The sequence below is a fragment of the Mesorhizobium sp. B2-5-4 genome, from assembly GCF_006441095.1.
Taxonomy (GTDB): Bacteria; Pseudomonadota; Alphaproteobacteria; order Rhizobiales; family Rhizobiaceae; genus Mesorhizobium; species Mesorhizobium salmacidum.
This window is the reverse complement of the sequence record NZ_VFUR01000016.1, coordinates 92,266-109,364: the sequence shown is the minus strand read 5'-3', so window position 1 is coordinate 109,364 and position 17,099 is coordinate 92,266. Positions and strand designations below refer to the sequence as shown.

At 64.3% G+C, this 17,099-nt stretch carries 18 protein-coding genes; 8 read left to right on the top strand and 10 right to left on the bottom strand.

Annotation, left to right across the window (positions count from 1 at the left end):
• Positions 1-9: 9 nt before the first annotated feature.
• The gene (locus FJ492_RS20425) at positions 10-1,014 is read right to left on the bottom strand and encodes a cytochrome d ubiquinol oxidase subunit II (RefSeq protein WP_140715736.1); all 1,005 of its coding nucleotides are present in this window, start codon (positions 1,012-1,014) and stop codon (positions 10-12) included.
• Between the two features lie 4 nt (positions 1,015-1,018).
• Entirely contained in the window at positions 1,019-2,380 is a 1,362-nt protein-coding gene (locus FJ492_RS20420) for a cytochrome ubiquinol oxidase subunit I (RefSeq protein WP_140771860.1), read from the bottom strand.
• A 322-nt stretch (positions 2,381-2,702) separates the two neighbouring features.
• On the opposite strand from FJ492_RS20420, the gene FJ492_RS20415 reads away from it, so the two are divergent.
• Positions 2,703-3,629, top strand: coding sequence for an ABC transporter ATP-binding protein (locus FJ492_RS20415; RefSeq protein WP_140715732.1), 927 nt, complete (start codon positions 2,703-2,705; stop codon positions 3,627-3,629).
• A gap of 14 nt (positions 3,630-3,643) precedes the next feature.
• Positions 3,644-4,405, top strand: coding sequence for an ABC transporter permease (locus tag FJ492_RS20410; protein WP_027146438.1), 762 nt, complete (start codon positions 3,644-3,646; stop codon positions 4,403-4,405).
• A 53-nt stretch (positions 4,406-4,458) separates the two neighbouring features.
• On the opposite strand, the gene FJ492_RS20405 is transcribed toward FJ492_RS20410, so the two are convergent.
• Together FJ492_RS20405 and FJ492_RS20400 are read right to left on the bottom strand one after the other, a co-directional pair.
• Positions 4,459-5,496 (bottom strand): phosphatidylglycerol lysyltransferase domain-containing protein, encoded by a 1,038-nt coding sequence (locus tag FJ492_RS20405; protein ID WP_140771859.1) that lies wholly within the window; start codon positions 5,494-5,496, stop codon positions 4,459-4,461.
• A gap of 155 nt (positions 5,497-5,651) precedes the next feature.
• A complete protein-coding gene (locus FJ492_RS20400) occupies positions 5,652-5,843 on the bottom strand; it encodes a hypothetical protein (protein WP_140507102.1) in 192 nt (63 codons plus the stop codon).
• 95 nt (positions 5,844-5,938) lie between these two features.
• Between FJ492_RS20400 and FJ492_RS20395 the strand changes: the two genes are divergently transcribed.
• The gene (locus tag FJ492_RS20395) at positions 5,939-7,123 is read left to right on the top strand and encodes an NAD(P)/FAD-dependent oxidoreductase (protein WP_140771857.1); all 1,185 of its coding nucleotides are present in this window, start codon (positions 5,939-5,941) and stop codon (positions 7,121-7,123) included.
• Here FJ492_RS20395 and FJ492_RS20390 read toward each other — a convergent pair.
• Entirely contained in the window at positions 7,115-7,339 is a 225-nt protein-coding gene (locus FJ492_RS20390; protein ID WP_140771855.1) for a hypothetical protein, read from the bottom strand. The genes FJ492_RS20395 and FJ492_RS20390 overlap by 9 nt on opposite strands.
• A 132-nt stretch (positions 7,340-7,471) precedes the next feature.
• Positions 7,472-9,475: a PhoX family phosphatase gene (locus FJ492_RS20385; RefSeq protein WP_140771853.1), complete on the bottom strand. Its 2,004-nt coding sequence runs from the start codon at positions 9,473-9,475 to the stop codon at positions 7,472-7,474.
• A 278-nt stretch (positions 9,476-9,753) separates the two neighbouring features.
• Here FJ492_RS20385 and FJ492_RS20380 point away from each other — a divergent pair, with 278 nt between their 5' ends.
• On the top strand, positions 9,754-10,245 hold the full coding sequence (locus tag FJ492_RS20380) for a hypothetical protein (RefSeq protein ID WP_140771851.1): 492 nt from the start codon (positions 9,754-9,756) through the stop codon (positions 10,243-10,245).
• 221 nt (positions 10,246-10,466) lie between these two features.
• On the opposite strand, the gene FJ492_RS20375 is transcribed toward FJ492_RS20380, so the two are convergent.
• Both FJ492_RS20375 and FJ492_RS20370 read right to left on the bottom strand, forming a co-directional pair.
• On the bottom strand, positions 10,467-11,129 hold the full coding sequence (locus tag FJ492_RS20375; protein ID WP_140507092.1) for a response regulator transcription factor: 663 nt from the start codon (positions 11,127-11,129) through the stop codon (positions 10,467-10,469).
• Positions 11,126-12,517, bottom strand: a complete 1,392-nt coding sequence (locus FJ492_RS20370; protein WP_140715720.1) for a sensor histidine kinase — start codon at positions 12,515-12,517, stop codon at positions 11,126-11,128. Before FJ492_RS20370 ends, FJ492_RS20375 begins: the two co-directional genes overlap by 4 nt.
• Before the next feature lie 169 nt (positions 12,518-12,686).
• Between FJ492_RS20370 and FJ492_RS20365 the strand changes: the two genes are divergently transcribed.
• The 4 genes from FJ492_RS20365 (at position 12,687) to FJ492_RS20350 (ending at position 16,113) form a co-directional block, all read left to right on the top strand.
• On the top strand, positions 12,687-13,028 hold the full coding sequence (locus tag FJ492_RS20365; RefSeq protein WP_027146446.1) for a hypothetical protein: 342 nt from the start codon (positions 12,687-12,689) through the stop codon (positions 13,026-13,028).
• 8 nt (positions 13,029-13,036) lie between these two features.
• Complete coding sequence (locus FJ492_RS20360; RefSeq protein ID WP_140771899.1) at positions 13,037-13,738, top strand: phosphatase PAP2 family protein; 702 nt, start codon at positions 13,037-13,039, stop codon at positions 13,736-13,738.
• A 285-nt stretch (positions 13,739-14,023) separates the two neighbouring features.
• On the top strand, positions 14,024-14,287 hold the full coding sequence (locus FJ492_RS20355) for a helix-turn-helix transcriptional regulator (protein ID WP_140715716.1): 264 nt from the start codon (positions 14,024-14,026) through the stop codon (positions 14,285-14,287).
• Between the two features lie 83 nt (positions 14,288-14,370).
• Complete coding sequence (locus FJ492_RS20350; protein WP_140771849.1) at positions 14,371-16,113, top strand: SulP family inorganic anion transporter; 1,743 nt, start codon at positions 14,371-14,373, stop codon at positions 16,111-16,113.
• Here the strand turns inward: FJ492_RS20350 and FJ492_RS20345 are convergent.
• A complete protein-coding gene (locus tag FJ492_RS20345) occupies positions 16,103-16,729 on the bottom strand; it encodes a DNA-3-methyladenine glycosylase (RefSeq protein ID WP_140771847.1) in 627 nt (208 codons plus the stop codon). The genes FJ492_RS20350 and FJ492_RS20345 overlap by 11 nt on opposite strands.
• On the bottom strand, positions 16,708-17,088 hold the full coding sequence (locus FJ492_RS20340; RefSeq protein ID WP_140771845.1) for a nuclear transport factor 2 family protein: 381 nt from the start codon (positions 17,086-17,088) through the stop codon (positions 16,708-16,710). The genes FJ492_RS20345 and FJ492_RS20340 overlap by 22 nt, the downstream gene beginning before the upstream one ends.
• Positions 17,089-17,099 lie beyond the last annotated feature (11 nt).

The window sequence follows — 17,099 nt, the reverse complement described above, 5'->3', positions numbered from 1 at the left end:
GTCAGAGCCTCAATCATACGTCAAATCCGTCGCCTTGCCGCCGAACACGCGGTAGGCGTAGAACGAATAGAAGATGATCACCGGCAGCACCACCACGGTGCCGGCCAGGATGATGGCCAGGCTTTCGGTCGCCGATGCCGCCTGCCAGATGGTCAGGCGATCGGGCACCACATAGGGATAGAACGACCAGGCAAGGCCGGCAAAGCCGAGCGCGAAGATGGCGGCCAGCGTCAGGAACGGCGTCAGCGAATGGCGGTCGTTGGGCCGCGGCAGGTGGAAGGTCTGCCGCCACAGCCAGAGGAACAGCAGCGCCGACAGGATCGGCAGCGGCGACAGATAGAGCATCCGCGGCCAATCGAACCATTTGGCGAAGATGCGCGGGCTGGCGAAGGGTGTCGCCAGCGACACGGCGGCCATGCCGAGCGCGGTCAGCACCAGCGCCGTGCGCAGCCAGAGCACCGCCTTCTTCTGCAACTCGCCCTCGGTCTTGTAGATCACCCAGGCAGCGCCCATCGCGGCATAAGCCGCAGCAAGACAGAACGCCACCAGCACGCCGAACGCCATGCCGCCTGGCCCGACATCGAGGCCGAGCACGTAGACGCCCAGCATGTAGCCTTGTGCCAGCGAGGCGGTGAGTGAGCCCAGGAAGAAAATACGGTTCCAGCGGTGCTTGCGGCCGGCCGGCACCTTGGCGCGGAAATCGAAGGCGACGCCGCGCAGGATCAGTCCGACCAGCAGCACGAAGACCGGAATGTAGAGCGCGGTGAGGATGACGCCATGCGCCAGCGGAAAGGCGACTAGGAGCAGGCCGACGGCCAGCACCAGCCAGGTCTCGTTGGCGTCCCAGAACGGGCCGATCGCGGCGATCATCGTGTCCTGCTCGGTGTCTTCGGCGGCGGCGAACAGCATGCCGATGCCGAGGTCGAAGCCGTCGAGGATGACGTAGATCAGAATGGCGAGGCCCATCAGGCCGGCGAAGATGAGGGGGAGCAGGGTTGGCCAGTCGTAGCTCATCTTTTCACTCCCCCGCCGCCGGTTGCGACATGGCCGTCTTCATCACACCCGGCAGCGGCGAGGTGTCGCCATCCTTGGCCGCCTTCAGCGCCAGGTGCACCAGCACGCCGAGATAGGCGATCAGCAAAAGCACGTAGAGGAGAAGGTAGACGGCGAGCGTCAGCGCGACATGGCTGCCGGCCACCGGACCGACGGCGTCGGCGGTCTTCAGCACGCCGGTCACCAGCCAGGGCTGGCGGCCGATCTCGGTCGTGTACCAGCCGGCCAGTGTCGCCAGCCAGCCCGACAGCGCCATCGGCACCATCAGCAGCGCGAGCGGCTTGGGCAGCGAATGCCGGCGCTTGAGGAAGAAGGCGGCCGACCACGAGACGGCGAGCATAAAAAGCCCGGTGCCGACCATGATGCGGAAACTCCAGAAGAGCGGAAAGACCGGCGGGTGGTTGCCCGGAAAATCGTTCAGCCCCGGCACGACACCGTCGATGCTGTGCCGCAGGATAAGGCTGGCGCCGTCGGGAATCGCGACCTCGAACTTGTTTTCCCTGGCCGCCTCGTCGGGCAGCGCGAACAGCACCAGCGGCACGTTGGGGCCGGTGTTCCAGTTGGCCTCCATGGCGGCGATCTTCTGCGGCTGATGCTCCAGCGTGTTCAGCCCATGCTGGTCGCCGGCCAGGATTTGGATCGGGATCAGGATGGCGGCGGTGAAGACGCCGGTGCGCAGCGCCTTCCACATTGATTCCGAACGGTCGCCCTTGAGGTAGCGCAGCGCCGACAGGCCAGCGATCAGGAACGACACCGTCAGCCCCGAGGCGAGCAGCATGTGCACCAGCCGATAGGGCATGGACGGGTTGAAGACGATGGCCCACCAGTCGACGGCGTGCGCGACGCCGTCGCGCATTTCGAAACCCGCCGGGGTCTGCATCCAGGAATTGAGCGCGATGATCCAGAAGGCCGATAGGGTGGTGCCGCCGGCGACCAGCACCGTCGCCAGCGTGTGGACGCGGTTGGAAACGCGGCGGAAGCCGAACAGCATGATGCCGAGGAAGGCCGCTTCAAGGAAGAAGGCGGTGAGTATCTCGTAGGCGAGCAGCGGTCCCGCGATGTTGCCGACATGCTGCATATAGCCCGGCCAGTTGGTGCCGAACTGGAAGCTCATGGTGACGCCCGAAACCACGCCCATGGCAAAGGACAGCGCGAATACCTTCACCCAGGTGAAATAGGCGCGCATCCAGGCGGAATCATTGGTCGCGTTGTAGCGAAGCTTGAAGAACAGCAGCACCCAGCCAAGGGCAATGGTGATCGTCGGAAACAGGATATGGAACGAGATATTCGCGCCGAACTGCATGCGCGAGAGAATAAGCGGGTCCATGGCGGGCTCCGGCTGCTATTATTTATTTTGCCGCAATTCCCTAGGGAAAGCGTTATGCGCCTTTCCCGGGAAAACCGCTTCACACTTTTCCTGGAATTGCTCCAATACTGGCGAAGGATAAGCCCGAAGCTGGGTCAGGTCAAAGCGGCGTCCCGCCGCGAGGCTGAACGCCACAGGACAATTTTACCGAATAGAAGCCACCCATTTCCAACCGGCCCCCGGCTTCAATGTCGAGAACTGGCAGCAGGGCATTGACTTGCAGTTGCACTGGGCGACAACAGGCCTATATCAAGTCACCTCTTTCAAGCAGCCGTTTTCAGCCATGCCCTCCATTCTTTCCATTTCCGGGGTCTCCAAGACCTACGCCACCGGCTTCACCGCGCTCAAGGAAGTCAGCCTCGACATAGCGCGCGGCGAGATCTTCGCGCTGCTCGGTCCCAACGGCGCCGGCAAGACGACGCTGATCTCGATCGTCTGCGGCATCGTCAACCGCTCGTCGGGCACCGTCACCGTCGACGGCCACGACATCAACAAGGACTATCGCGCCGCGCGCAGCCTGATCGGGCTGGTGCCGCAGGAACTCACCATCGACGCCTTCGAGAGCGTCTGGGCAACCGTCAATTACAGCCGCGGCCTGTTCGGCAGGCCGGCCAATCCGGCCTTTGTCGAGAAGGTGCTGCGCGATCTGTCGCTGTGGGACAAGAAGGACGCCAAGGCGATCACGCTTTCGGGCGGCATGAAGCGGCGGCTGATGATCGCCAAGGCGCTGTCGCACGAGCCGCGCGTCCTGTTCCTCGACGAGCCGACCGCCGGCGTCGACGTCGAACTGCGCCAGGACATGTGGGCGATGGTGCGCCGGCTGCGCGAGGATGGCGTCACCATTATCCTCACCACGCACTATATCGAGGAAGCCGAGGCCATGGCCGACCGCGTCGGCGTCATCAACCGCGGCGAGATCATCCTGGTCGAGGACAAGGCCGAACTGATGCTCAAGCTCGGCCGCAAGGAGATGAGGCTGGAGCTGCGCGCGCCACTCGGCAGCGTGCCCGAGGGCCTCTCGAACTACGCGCTCGAACTGTCGCCGGACGGCAACCAGCTCACCTATACCTATGACAACCAGAGCGACCGGCCGGGCGTCGCCTCGCTGATCCGCGATCTCGAGGCGGCCGGCATTCAATTCCGCGATCTCGACACCAAGAACAGTTCGCTCGAAGAGATCTTCGTCAATCTCCTGAGGCAAGAGCCATGAACCCGCGCGCGGCCATGAATCTACGTGCGGTGTGGGCGATCTACCGGGTCGAGATGGCGCGTGCGTTCCGCACCGTGCTGCAGAGCATCATTTCGCCGGTCATCTCGACATCGCTTTATTTCGTCGTCTTCGGCTCGGCCATCGGCTCGCGCATCACCGAGATCGACGGCATCAGCTACGGCGCCTTCATCGTGCCGGGACTGATCATGCTGTCGCTCTTGACGCAGTCGATCTCCAACGCCTCCTTCGCCATCTATTTCCCGAAATTCGTCGGCTCGATTTACGAGCTTCTGTCGGCGCCGGTCTCCTATCTGGAGATCGTCATCGCCTATGTCGGCGGCGCGGCCACCAAGTCGATCATCCTCGGCCTGATCATCCTGGCCACGGCCTCGCTGTTCGTGCCGCTGCACATCGAACATCCGTTCTGGATGCTCGCCTTCCTGATCCTGACGGCGGTGACCTTCAGCCTGTTCGGCTTCATCATCGGCATCTGGGCGAAAAGCTTCGAGCAGCTGCAGTTGGTGCCGCTGCTGATCGTCACCCCGCTGACCTTCCTCGGCGGCAGCTTCTATTCGATCCACATGCTGCCCGGCATCTGGAAGACGATCACGCTGTTCAACCCGGTGGTCTACCTGATCAGCGGTTTCCGCTGGAGTTTCTACGGCAAGGCCGACGTCTCGGTCGGCATCAGCCTCGGCATGACGCTGGTGTTCCTGGCCGTCTGCATCGCGATCGTCGCCTGGATCTTCCGGACCGGCTACCGGCTGCGGAACTGATCGGCTGGGACTTGGTTCCTCTCCCGCTCCGCGGGGCGAGAAAAGGGCAGATCTCAAATCGCCTTGACCAGCCGCAGCAATCCCAGCATCTCGATGTAGGTCCCCTCGCGAAAGGCGATGTAGACCGGCTCCTCGACGCCGTGGAAGCGGCGCTTGAATGCCGCCTGGCCCTGCAGGTTGAACCTGCGGCGGTTGACCCAGGGCGAATCGTAGGCGCGCTGGAAGATGTTGCGCCAGAAGTCGCTTTCGGCAAATCCGCTGGGACCCACATCGACGAGCGGCGACAGGCCGAGTGTCACCACCGAAATGCCTTCCTCGCGAAACCGGTCGACGGCGAATTTGGTCAGGCCGATCTCGGCATGCGGCGAGGCATCGATATGCTTGCGCTTGAAGGCGGTGGTGTAGCCGATCACCTTGCCGCCAGCGAACATCGGATCGAAGTCGAGCAGGGCGACCAGGTCGCCGTCGGGACCGTGCAGCACGAAACGGCGCATGTCGCTGCCGAGCTGATTGTAAAACGGACGGTTGAGGAAACCCATCTCCCATCGCTTGACGATGCGGTCGCCGCGCCAATTCTGGGAGAGCCGGGAGATCTCGTCGAGGTTGATCGTGCGTTTGTCCTCCTCGAACGAAAAGCCTTTCTTCAGCAGCCAGCGCTCGGAATAGCGCACCGTCTCGTTTCGCTTGCCGGAGAAATCATGGTCGGGCAGCGGCAGGCGGGTATCGATGCCCAGCCGGTTGACCTTGTAGCCGAGGTCGGCAAGGACCTGGGCGGTCTGTTCGCCGATCTGCACGAACCAAGGGCCGCCGGCACTCTCGACGAAGCGTCTGATATAATCGGGCCGCTGCGCCGGCGCCGCCACCGGATCGCCGAGCGCGAAATGATGCTTCATCTTGGTGCCGAAGGCGATGTAGCCGTCGGCGTCGCCAAAATAGGAAAGCTTGTGCTGCACGGCGGTGGAATAGGCGAGCGAGAAGTCGCCATGGCGGCGAACCAGCGCCAGCCGCTCGACATGCGCCAGCGCCTGGCGCTCGACCTTGGGCGAGGCCCCCTCGAGGATGTTGTCGAAATAGATCCGCAAGGAGGGCATGGTCGAGATTCCGCGTGCCGTTTGTGGCGCGACGTGTCGGTCGACACGCAAGACGCGCCACGGCGTCTTGATTTCTCGCGGGTAGCCGAAATCGATTGCCGGTTTCGAATGCCCACGTCTGTGACGAGATCCCCAGCCCCCGGACCTCGAATCAATCACTTTGCCGCGACCTGATTATCGCCGATGCCGCCGATATGCCATATAGGGCTGGATGTATTCGGACAGAAGCGGGTAATCCGCTCCTGTCGTTGTTTTGGCCGCGGTACCGCGACCGGCAGTTTCCACCGGGCGGTGGAATGCTCCGGAGCGAGATCGCGCCTCGGCGCGGGGCCTTCGAAGATCGGCATCGAGTTGCCGTTCGGGACCTGCACGCGATCAAACTGTTACAACGGCCTGCGAGCCTTTCGGGGTTGCCGCAAGGGCGAACGGGATTCGAGAGTGAATGGCTGATACGACACCCGGGACGATGATGGAGCAGATGGTAGCGATCGAGCCGGCGATCGTCATTGGCGCCGGCGTCGCCGGGCTGGCTGTCGCGCGGGCTTTGATGAAGGCCGGCGTGGCGACGGCGGTCCTCGAGAAGGAAAGCCGGCTCGCCGAGCCCTGGCGCCGGCGCCACGAGCAGCTGCACCTCAACACCCACCGCGATCTCTCGGCGCTGCCCGGCCTTGCCTATCCCAAGGGGACCCCCGCCTTTCCGCATCGGGATGTCGTCATCCGCCATATGAACGATTTCCATGAGGCGAACCGTTTGCCGGTCGAGTTTGGCGTTTCCGCCGAGGCCATCATGTTCGCGGGCGACCACTGGATCGTGCGCACCAGCGCCGGCTCGCGCCTGGCGCGTCACGTCGTTGTCGCCACCGGCCGCGACAGGGAGCCCTACACGCCGCAATGGAAGGGCATGCGGGCGTTCGCGGGCCGCATCATCCATTCGGCGGATTTTGGCGACGCCCGGGCCTATGCAGGCAAGAAGGTCCTGGTTGTCGGCGCCGGCAATTCGGGCTTCGACGCCCTCAATCACCTGGCGGGCGTCGACACCGCCGCTGTCTGGCTGTCGGCTCGCAACGGTCCCGCCCTTTTGCCCAAGCGCGTCGGCAAGATCGCCGTACACCGCCTCTCGCCGCTCATGGCTCGCTTGCCGCTGCGCGTCGCCGATGCGGTTATGGCGGTGACGCAGCGCCTGGTTTTCGGCGATCTCACCAAATTCGGCATGCCGCCGGCACCCGCCGGCGGCGCCAGCCGCCTGACTTCGGACTATACCGCGATCGCCGCGGACGACGGCGCCGTCGATGCCATCAAATCGGGCAGGATCGTGGTCGTGCCGGCGATACGGGAGTTCACCCGCGATGGCGTCATCCTGGCCAATGGCAGCATGGTTGCTCCCGACATCGTCATAGCCGCGACGGGCTACCGTACCGGGCTGGAGCGCATGGTCGGCGATCTCGGCGTGCTCGACGAAAAGGGCGTTCCGCTCTTCAACGGCGGCCAGGCCGACCCGAAATGGCCCGGCCTGTGGTTCACCGGCATGCGGCCGAGCATCCGCGGCTGCTTCGCCAATGCCGCCATATTGGCCAGGGCGATAGCTGGGCGGATCGCCGGTCCCGGTCAGCCGGGCACCTCACGCTGATTTCGGCTCCAGCCGCCGGAAACGGACAGCCTCGGTCAGCATCTCCTCGTCGACCATGCCGGCATTGTAGAGGGCGAGCAAGGTGAGAGCCAATTCACGCGCCTTGGCGGATTCGGGATGCGCTTCGCGTCGGCGGCAGGCCTCATCGAAGACACGTTGCAAGGTGGCCACTTCGTCAGGTTTGAGCAGGCCACGGTCGTAGATCGACTTGGGCATGGCGATGATCTCCTGGTCGCGATCTAGGGCGCCACGTGTAAATTGCCAATCTTTCCCGAGGCTTGAATACAATGCCACACAAAAAGAGGGACTTCGGATGCCCGGAGCCTCTCTCGTTTGTCTCGCCCGACGTCAGATGGCGATCTTGCCGCCGCCCTGTCTGGTGATCGCCACGACCGCCGGCCGCACCGGCATGTCCGGCTTGAAATCGGGCCAGCGGGTCGACGGGTCCTCGTAGTAGGAGGGCCGGCCGAACGCATCCCAGTCCTCGCCGCCGTCACCCGGATGCTGGACGGCGACGAAAGCGGTCTGGTCGTCCGGCGCGAACAGCGGGCCGCACATTTCGGCGCCGATCGGCACCCGGAAGAACAGTTTCGAGGTCGCCCGCGCCGATCCTTCCGTGTCCACCGCCCACAGGCCGTCGGTGCGGCCGGTGGCCTTCGGGCCCTGGCCGTCGGTGGCGACCCACAGGCGCCCGGCCGAATCGATCGCGCAATTGTCGGGCATGCCGAACCAGCCATGGGCCGTCGTCGCGGTGGAGAAGGTGGCGCCGACATCGGCCACCGCCGGATCGCCGCATTTCAGCAGCACTTCCCACTTGCCCTTCGTGGCGGCGAAATCGCCGCCGTCCTCGACGATCTCGATGATGTGGCCGAAGGCATTCCCGGCGCGCGGGTTGGCGGCGTCGACCTGATCGGCCTTGCGCTTGGAATTGTTGGTCAGCATGACATAGACCTTGCCGTTGCCGGCATTGGGCTGGATGTCTTCCGGCCGGTCCATCTTGGTGGCGCCAAGCAGGTCGGCGGCGCGGCGCGTCTCGATCAGCACGTCGGCCTGGCCGGCAAAACCGTTTTCCGCCGTCAGCGGACCCTGCCCGAACACGATCGGCATCCATTCGACCGAGCCGTCCTCGGCGAATTTGGCGACATGCAGCGTGCCGTCGTCGAGCAGGTCCTTGTTGGCCGCGCGGTCGCCGGCGTTGAACGTGCCCTTGGTGACGAACTTGTAGACATAGTCGAAGCGCTCGTCGTCGCCGAGATAGAAGACGACGCGGCCGTCCTTGGCGACGATCGATTCTGCACCCTCATGCTTGAAACGGCCCATGGCAGTACGCTTGCGCGGTACCGAATTCGGGTCGTTGACATCGACCTCGACGATCCAGCCGAAGCGGTTGGGCTCGTTCGGCTCCTTGGCGAGGTTGAAGCGGTCATAATGCGCGCCCCATTCATAGGCGCCTTCCGGTATGCCGAGGCGCTTGTAGTTGGCGGCTTCCTTGTGGCCCTCCGGCAGCTCGCCGGAGAAATAGCCGTGGATGTTCTCCTCGGCCATAACATAGGTGCCCCAGGGCGTGACGCCGCCGGCGCAGTTGTTGATCGTGCCGAAGACTTTCGTTCCGGACGGATCGGCATTGGTCTTGACGCGGTCATGGCCGGCGACCGGGCCGGACAGCGCCATCTCGGTGTTGGAGGTGATGCGGCGGTTGAGCTTGCCGTCACGCACCACCTGCCATTTGCCGCCGTCCTTGCGGATCTCGACGATGGTGCCGCCATGGGCGGCCATCTCGACATCGACCTGCTCCTTCGAGAGCGGCGCCACCTCGGCCGACTTCTTGCCGTCCTTCTCGACGATCTTGACGATGCCCGGGAACATCAGATGCGGGTTGGTGTATTCGTGGTTCACGACCAGCAGGCCGTGTTCCGCCGAGCCGTCGATCGCGACATAGCCGATATAGTCGTTGTTATAGCCGAACTGCCTGGCCTGGGCTTGCGCCGACTGCCTGGTCGGGTCGAATTCCGGCGAATCGGCAAACAGCGGATCGCCCCAGCGCAACAACACGTCGGCGTCGTAGCCCGGCGCGACATGGTGCTTGTCGTCGATACCGGCCTCCAGCTCGTCGAATGTGAAGGCGGAGCCTTCCGCGGCGCGAGCATCGTCGACGGCGATCATCGCCAGCGGGCTGACGGTGGCGGCGATCGCCGAGACGGCAAGCGAACCCTTGAGGAAGCCGCGGCGCGAGAACCGCGCGGCGATAATCTCGCCCATCGTGCGGTTTTCGCTGGGATTGTTGGCTGGGCCTTCGTTTTCCTCGAGCAGGCTGGTGCGGAATCGGGCATCAGTGGAGCGATGTTCGGTCATGGGAGCCTCTGGCTGGATTTGGCTGGATTTTGTTGCCTGTTCGACCGCCTTACAGTCGACCGATCACATTTTCGTGACATCGTATGCGCGCTGCCGCTCCCCCACGATACCGGTTTTCACGCCGGGGCCTTGGGACTTTAGTCCAATCTTGCGCCTGCAAAGGTCCTGGGGGACAAACGCAACGGTCGGAGGCTGCTTTCGGTCACCACGTCTTTCGGCGATGTTGGTTGCACTGCAACGTTGGGGTGAGCGCGCCGGCTCAATCGACGGAGATCAGTATGCACGGATCGATTACGGCCCGTTGTTGTCGCCTGGCTCTGAGATCGGCGGCGCTTCTGGCGCTGACCGTCGCTCCCTATGGAATTGCCTTCCATGGATTCGTGCCTGGAATCGATGCCGCGACCGCACATGCCAAGGGTGGCGGAGACGGTGGCAATGGTGGCGGCAACGGCGGCAACGGCGGCAATGGTGGCAACGGTGGTGGCAGCGGGAATAGTGGGAATAGCGGGAACAGTAACGGGAATAGCGGCGGCGGGAACAACGGAAATGGCAAGGGCCAGCGCGACAAGAGCAGCGACAAGGGCAGCCATGTCAACCCCACCACCGGCGACGAGGTCGACGTGGACGGCAACAAGATTACAGTTCAGCACCCCGACGGTATGACGGAAAACATCGAGAACGGCCGTTTCAGGATGAAGGATGCGCTCGGCCGCACCATCATCGACCGCCCGGCCACACCGGCCGATGTCAGCCGTCTCAAGGCGCTGTGAATTTCGGCCCTGTGAATTCGGCCTTGTGAATTTCGGCCTTGTGAAGCTGGTCAACAGGCAACGACCAGTTTCACACGTCACCTCCGCCGCCCCCCGGCGGAGGTGACCTCCTTTGCGTGGCGTTCCAAATGCCCCGAGGGCTTATTCCAGGAAAAAACGGTTTTCCCGCGAAAAGCGCGCAGCGCTTTCTCCTGGCGGAATTACGCAGACGCCGAACCGCTCTATGAGCGGTCCGCCTCGCGGTCGCGAAACTCGCGCATCATGAGGGCTGCTTCCGTGCGGTTTCGCACGCTGAGTTTCGACAGCACCCCCGTCATGTGGTGCTTCACGGTCTTCTCCTGCAGTTCCAGGCGCAAGGCAACTTCCTTGTTGCTCAGTCCCTCCGCCACCAGCCGCAGGATTTCGGTCTGCCGGCCGGTGAGTTGCCGCAGCCGGTCCGCCACGCCGTTGGCAGGCTGCAGGGACTGCACATCGGAAAGCAGCCGGGCCGACAACATCGGCGAAAGATAGCTTTCGCCAGCCGCCACGTTGCGCAGGATATCGGCAAGCGAGCGCGACCCGACGCCTTTGAGGACATAGCCGCGCACGCCAGCATTCAGGGCCTTGGTGACATCGCCATTGGCCTCTGAAACGGTCAATAGGACGATCTTCTGGGCGGGATGGTCTGCAAGGATGCTTGCAACCGCGGCCAGGCCGCCGCCCGGCATCGAAATATCGAGCAGCAATATGTCGGGCTGCATGGTCGAGACGATGCGTTCCGCGTCCTGCGCGGTCGCACCTTCTCCGGCTATCTCGAAGCCTCCGATCTCCGACAGGCTGCGGGTCACGCCTTCGCGGAACAGCGGATGGTCGTCGACAATGGCGATGCGAATGGCGTCCATTATGCTTGCTCCTCGACTGAAAGACGGATCACCAGCTTTGTGCCTTTCGGCCCGGTCAGGGTTTCGAACTGTCCGCCGATGCTTTCAACGCGCTCCCTGAGGCCGGCCAGCCCCAACCCCTCGGCCCGCGCCGGATCGAAGCCCGGCCCGCCATCCGACACCTCAACGAAAAGCCTGCCGTTTTTCATTCCTGCATGCACCGCCTGATCCTTGCCCCGCCCGTGGCGGTAGGCATTGTTCAGCCCCTCCTGCACGAAGCGATAGATGCTGATCTTCTCAGAAGCGCCGGGTTCGGGCAAATGTCCGGGCAGGGTGAGCCTCACCGACGTGCCCGTCCGGTGCTCATGTTCCTCGACGGCCAGCCGCAACACGTCCGCGGCCGCCGCCGTTTCTATCTGCGGCAGCACCAGGCCGGTGCAGATGCCGCGTATTTCGCGCATCGCATCCTCCAGCGTCTTGCGGATCATGGCGACCTCGGTCGAGCGGCCTTCGCTGCCATGGCCGTCGCCGGTGAACACCGGACTGTCCATGCGCAGCGCCGCCAGGGCCACGAGCTGGGCCGGGCCGTCATGCAGGTCGGCGCCGATCCGGCGCAGGTATCTTTCGTTGAGTGCGGTGGCGCGGCGGGACGCCCGCTGCACGCGTTGCCGCAAGGCGCTGTTCTGCGTCACCAGTCCTTGCAGCTCCGATACCTGGCGGCGCAGCGCCCCGCGCTGGTCGTCGATGGTGCGGCTGGCGCGCAGGACGATGCTCGACAGAAGCAGGAATGCCGTCAAGGTGGTGCCGGCCACCACCAGCCAGCTCGACAGCAGGGCGGAAGCCAGGGTGGCTTTGAAATCGCTGGCGATCTCGTAGAATTCGGTGACGGCGACCACGTCGCCGGACCAGGGTTCGCGCACGGGATTGTAGATCTCGAGCAACGGCACGCCCGCGGCCCGCTCCTTCTCTTCGTTCTCGTCGAACGTATCGAACTGGGCAACGACACTGCCCTGGAAGGCGGAACGCAGATTTTTGTTCAGGTCGAAGCGGCGGCCGATCAAATCCGCGTCCTTCGCGTAGAGCACCGTGCCGTCGCGACGCCAGAGCCTGAACGATGCCAGGCGTTTGCCGAGAGCGCCCTGGCCGAGCGTCTCGTCGAGCGCCTGTTTGACGGATGCGCTAAGCTCCTCGCTCTTGCGCAGGTCGGGCAGTAGCGGCGCAATCACGCTGTCGACATAAAGGGCCGTCGTGGCAGCCGAATTGCGAGTGATGCCGTCCCGGATCTGCGTCGTCACCCAGGTCCCTACGACCAGCATGACGACCAGAAGCCCAAAGCCGCCGGCAACGACGAATTGCAGGGCAAGGGAAAGCTCGCTCCAGCGCCGCGCCAAGTTCTGAAGAATACGAATCATGGTCCCCTGACCGCCCTTCTATCGACATGCCGGGCGATTCCAGCACATTGAGCTTCAGTCTCGCCGTTGCCAAGACCTTCGTTGGAAACGACGTCGCTTGACGTCTCGACGCGCTTCGGAAACATGGTCCGCGACATCAGGCGAAAGCCGCTTCGAGGGGGGACGGACGTTGAGTTTTTCGGGACTGCTGCAGCTTGGCCTTTCGACGGTGATCTTCCTGCTGGCGGCGACCGCCGCCAAGCAATGGGGCCTGGCACCGAGCCTGGGCAAGATCCTGCTGACGCTCGCGCTCTATTCGCTGGGCAATCTGATCATGCTGCGGCTGATCCGCGAGTTCGGCATGTCGGTGTCTTTCAGCCTCTCGGCGGTGATCCAGCTGGTCTCGGTCAACGTCGTGGCGCTGGTGTTCTTCGGCGAGCGCGTCAACGCGCTGCAGGCCGCCGGCATCGCGCTGGCGATCGCCGCCGTGGCGCTGATCACCCTTGGACCCTATCTGCAAGGGCGGTTGTAACGGTGCCGATGAAGAACGCTGCGAAAGCTATGCTCAACCGGGTCGAATTCCCGGTGCTGCTGGCCGGCCTGGTCATCGCCGGTGGGCTGCGGGCGTTCGAGGAATTGATGGAGGTGGCACGGGCCACCACGCCGCACGCCTTCGATACCGAAATCCTGCTTGCCTTCCGCCAGCCGGGCCAGCCCGGCGTTCCCATCGGCTCGCCATGGCTGGAAGGGGCGATGCGCGACATCACCAGCCTTGGCAGTACCAGCGTGCTGGTGCTGATCACCACGGCGACGATCATCTATCTGCTGTTGATCCGCCGCCCGGCGACGGCGCTTCTCATCTTCGTTGCAGTAGCGGGCGGCCAAGTGCTGTCGAGCCTGCTGAAAGTCGGCGTCGACCGGCCACGCCCGGAACTGGTTTCGCATCTGGTCAACGAGACCTCGCTTTCCTTCCCGAGCGGCCATGCCATGCTGTCGGCGGTGACCTATCTCACGCTCGGTTCGCTCGCGGCGCGCTTCCTGCCGGGCCGGACGACCAAGGTCTATATCTTGTTCCTGGCGGTTCTGACGACGGTGCTGGTCGGCGTCAGCCGTATCTATCTCGGCGTCCACTGGCCGTCGGACGTGCTGGCGGGCTGGTGCGCCGGCTTCGCCTGGGCGATGCTATGCTGGTTGGTGGCGAGGCTTCTGCAACGGCGCCAGGCGGTGAGCGACGACGCCTGACCTCGCTGTCAGATCAATCTGTTGATGAGGTGCCCACCACAGCCCGCCAGCGCCAAAAACATCGACAGCAAGCACGCCGATGTCATCAAAGTCTTGAAAATGGTCAACCGCGTCTACCCCTGTCCCGGATGCACGCCACTCTAGCTTGAAATTCTCGCGGAGTATCGAAGAAAATGGGCAATCAGGCGACAACGATTATGTCTAACGCATTTACAATGATGCTTGAAACATCACAATGATGGTATTACACATTATCTCCGCAGACTCAGACATGGGTTCCGGCCGATGATCACTGCCGCGCAAATGCGTGCCGCAAGGGCGTTGGCCGGCATCGACCAGAAGACGCTCGCCGAGCGCGCCGGCGTCTCGCTTCCGACCATCCAGCGCATGGAAGCGAGCGACGGCGTGGTCAGGGGCGTGGTCGATACGCTGATGAAGGTCATCCAGGCTCTCGATGGTGCCGGGGTGGAACTGATCGGCGAGAACCAGCCCAGCGAGCGCGGCGGCAGGGGCGTGCGTCTCAAGCCCGCCGTGCCGCCGGATCCCTAGGCTGAGCCGGCATAAGTTGCGACGGCGACCGCCGACAGTCCTGCCGACGATCCCGCCGCCTTTGCAGGTGCGGAAGGCAGCCCATGGATCAAGCGCGTCAGGCAGTGCATCAACCGGCCCATCAGCCGGTGAAGCCGACATTTTCCGAATTGTTCACGCCGAAGCTGGCGACAGTCTGGCGGGAGGGCTACCACCTGCCGCAATTCAAGGCCGACTTCATGTCCGGCCTGACCGTCGCCATCGTCGCGCTGCCGCTGTCGATGGCAATCGCGATCGCGTCGGGCGTGACGCCGGAACGCGGCCTCTACACCTCCATCGTCGGCGGCTTCATCATCTCGGCCTTGGGCGGCAGCCGCTTCCAGATCGGCGGCCCGGCCGGCGCCTTCATCGTGCTGGTGGCGGCGACGGTCGCCCGCGTCGGCGTCGACGGCCTGCTGCTGGCGACGATGATGGCTGGTGTGTTCCTGCTGGCCATCGGCTATCTCAGGCTCGGCACCTACATCAAATTCATTCCCTATCCGGTCACCGTCGGCTTCACCGCCGGCATTGCCGTCATCATCTTCTCCGGCCAGATCGTCGAACTGTTCGGGCTGACCCTGCCGGGCAGGGAACCCGGACCGTTCGTGCCCAAGTTGATCGCGCTTGGCGAAGCGGCCGGCACGATCAACCCCGCCGCGACCTTGATGGCTGCGCTGACCATCACAACCATCGTTTTCCTGAAGCACTGGCGGCCGAAATGGCCTTCCATGCTGATCGCCATCGGGCTAGCCTCGCTCGTCGTGGCGCTGTTTGCGCTGCCGGCCGAGACGATCGGCACGCGCTACGGCGGCATCCCGCGCAGCCTGCAATGGCCTGGCCTGCCCCCCGTCAGCTTCGGCAGGATGCTCGAGGTCTTGCCGGACGCGATCGCCTTCGCGCTGCTCGGCGCCATCGAATCGCTGCTGTCGGCCGTTGTCGCCGACGGCATGACTGGCCGGCGGCACCGCTCGAATTGCGAGCTGGTGGCGCAAGGCTTCGCCAACATCGCGTCCGCCCTGTTCGGCGGCATCTGCGCCACCGGCACCATCGCCCGCACCGCCACCAACGTGCGGGCCGGCGCGCACGGCCCGGTTTCGGGCATCGTCCATTCGGCCATCCTGCTGGTGCTGATGCTGGTGGCGGCGCCGCTAGCCAGCTACATCCCGCTCTCGGCCCTTGCCGGCGTGCTGGCGGTGGTCTGCTGGAACATGTTCGAGAAACAGGCCTTCGCCACGCTGCTCAGGGCGTCGCGCGGCGATGCGCTGGTGCTGCTGGCGACCTTCCTGATCGTCGTCTTCCGCGATTTGACCGAAGGCATCGTCGTCGGCTTCGCGCTCGGCTCGATCCTGTTCATCGACCGCATGGCGAAGTCCGTCGCCGTCGAGGCGGATCTGGCGCAGGACGATGTCGCCGACAGCGTCGACGGCGCCCGTGCCTATGATTCCAGCGAGGCCGCTGACGCCGAAACCGTCGTCTACCGCATCTCGGGCGCCTTCTTCTTCGGCGCCGCCTCTACCGTCGGCAGCGTGCTCGACCGCATCGCCGACCAGCGCCGCAACTTCATCCTCGACTGTTCGGCCGTGCCGCTTTTTGATTCGACGGCGGCCAATGTCATCGAAAGCGCGGCCCGCAAGGCGAGGCGCGCTGGCGTGCGCTTCATCATTTCGGGCGCCTCGCCGCGGATACGGCGCATGCTGATCAACCACGGCGTCAAGCGGCCGCTGGTGACCTATGCCGCTTCGATCCGCGACGCTCGGGCGCAGCTGGCGGGAAAACAAGAGGTGGAGCAGCCGTCCCTCACCGGTTGAGCGATGCCGGGCCGCTGACGAACGGGCTTCCCACGAGATAAAATCGCAGCAGGCGCTCGGCATCCTTCGAAATGCCGATCCTGATGCTCTGCCCGATCGCGCCGGTTTCAGTGCCATCCCGAGCGAGCCATAGCGGGCCTTCCCGGCAAAGGTCGAGCCCGTCGATCGATCGATCGATCCGCAATGCCGCGGCCAGCCGTCCCGGCCCGCGCGCCAGGTCGCGCAGGCGCTCGACGCCACGGTTCAGCCGCATGATCGCGATGCCTTCCAGCGGCTCCAGCGCCTGGATCAGCACGCCGGTCCCGGTGCCTTGCGTGTCGCCCGAAACGTTCAGCATGAACGAGATGCCATAGGCGAGATAGACATAGGCGTGCCCGCGCTCGAGAAACAGCGACCGGTTGCGCGGCGTCATTCCCCGAAAGCCATGCCCGGCGGCATCGCCGACGACATAGGCCTCGGTCTCGACGATGCGGCCGCTGACCCTGCCTTCAGGCAAGTCACGCACCACCAGCTTGCCGATGAGATAGCGGGCGAGGGCGGCCGTATCGTCGGGCAGTTCTTCTCGCGCGAGGGGCGGATGATCGTCGCTGTGGCTCACGATATCCGCTCGACCCATTGCGCGCGCGAAGGTCCGGGTTCGAACGGATTGCCGAAATACTGGGTCTCGCGGGCCACCTTGCCGTCGAGGAACTCCATGATGCTGACGGTATAGGATGGCCGGCCGTCATAGGTCAGGACATATTCGGTGACCCAGAGGTCACCGGTGCCGGTGATGCGGCGCACGGTGAAGCGCTTGCGGTTCGGCTGCGCGGCGCGCGATGACTCGATCTTGCGCCGCCCATTTATGCGCTCGCCCAATTGCGGATAGTCGAGCACCGCATCCTCCCGGTAGATCTGGTGCTCCATCTCGAAGTCGCTGGCGTCGGAGGCGGCCCAGTGGCGATCCAGGGCCGCTCTGATCACCCGGTCGTCCATGGCAAACCTCC

What these genes read in the sequence shown, in the direction of transcription:
- FJ492_RS20425 (WP_140715736.1), bottom strand. Translation starts at nt 1,014, where the DNA reads ATGAGCTACGACTGGCCAACCCTGCTCCCCCTCATCTTCGCCGGCCTG.
- FJ492_RS20420 (WP_140771860.1), bottom strand. Translation starts at nt 2,380, where the DNA reads ATGGACCCGCTTATTCTCTCGCGCATGCAGTTCGGCGCGAATATCTCG.
- FJ492_RS20415 (WP_140715732.1), top strand. Translation starts at nt 2,703, where the DNA reads ATGCCCTCCATTCTTTCCATTTCCGGGGTCTCCAAGACCTACGCCACC.
- FJ492_RS20410 (WP_027146438.1), top strand. Translation starts at nt 3,644, where the DNA reads ATGAATCTACGTGCGGTGTGGGCGATCTACCGGGTCGAGATGGCGCGT.
- FJ492_RS20405 (WP_140771859.1), bottom strand. Translation starts at nt 5,496, where the DNA reads ATGCCCTCCTTGCGGATCTATTTCGACAACATCCTCGAGGGGGCCTCG.
- FJ492_RS20400 (WP_140507102.1), bottom strand. Translation starts at nt 5,843, where the DNA reads ATGCCGATCTTCGAAGGCCCCGCGCCGAGGCGCGATCTCGCTCCGGAG.
- FJ492_RS20395 (WP_140771857.1), top strand. Translation starts at nt 5,939, where the DNA reads ATGGCTGATACGACACCCGGGACGATGATGGAGCAGATGGTAGCGATC.
- FJ492_RS20390 (WP_140771855.1), bottom strand. Translation starts at nt 7,339, where the DNA reads ATGCCCAAGTCGATCTACGACCGTGGCCTGCTCAAACCTGACGAAGTG.
- FJ492_RS20385 (WP_140771853.1), bottom strand. Translation starts at nt 9,475, where the DNA reads ATGACCGAACATCGCTCCACTGATGCCCGATTCCGCACCAGCCTGCTC.
- FJ492_RS20380 (WP_140771851.1), top strand. Translation starts at nt 9,754, where the DNA reads ATGCACGGATCGATTACGGCCCGTTGTTGTCGCCTGGCTCTGAGATCG.
- FJ492_RS20370 (WP_140715720.1), bottom strand. Translation starts at nt 12,517, where the DNA reads ATGATTCGTATTCTTCAGAACTTGGCGCGGCGCTGGAGCGAGCTTTCC.
- FJ492_RS20360 (WP_140771899.1), top strand. Translation starts at nt 13,037, where the DNA reads ATGAAGAACGCTGCGAAAGCTATGCTCAACCGGGTCGAATTCCCGGTG.
- FJ492_RS20355 (WP_140715716.1), top strand. Translation starts at nt 14,024, where the DNA reads ATGATCACTGCCGCGCAAATGCGTGCCGCAAGGGCGTTGGCCGGCATC.
- FJ492_RS20350 (WP_140771849.1), top strand. Translation starts at nt 14,371, where the DNA reads ATGGATCAAGCGCGTCAGGCAGTGCATCAACCGGCCCATCAGCCGGTG.
- FJ492_RS20345 (WP_140771847.1), bottom strand. Translation starts at nt 16,729, where the DNA reads ATGGGTCGAGCGGATATCGTGAGCCACAGCGACGATCATCCGCCCCTC.
- FJ492_RS20340 (WP_140771845.1), bottom strand. Translation starts at nt 17,088, where the DNA reads ATGGACGACCGGGTGATCAGAGCGGCCCTGGATCGCCACTGGGCCGCC.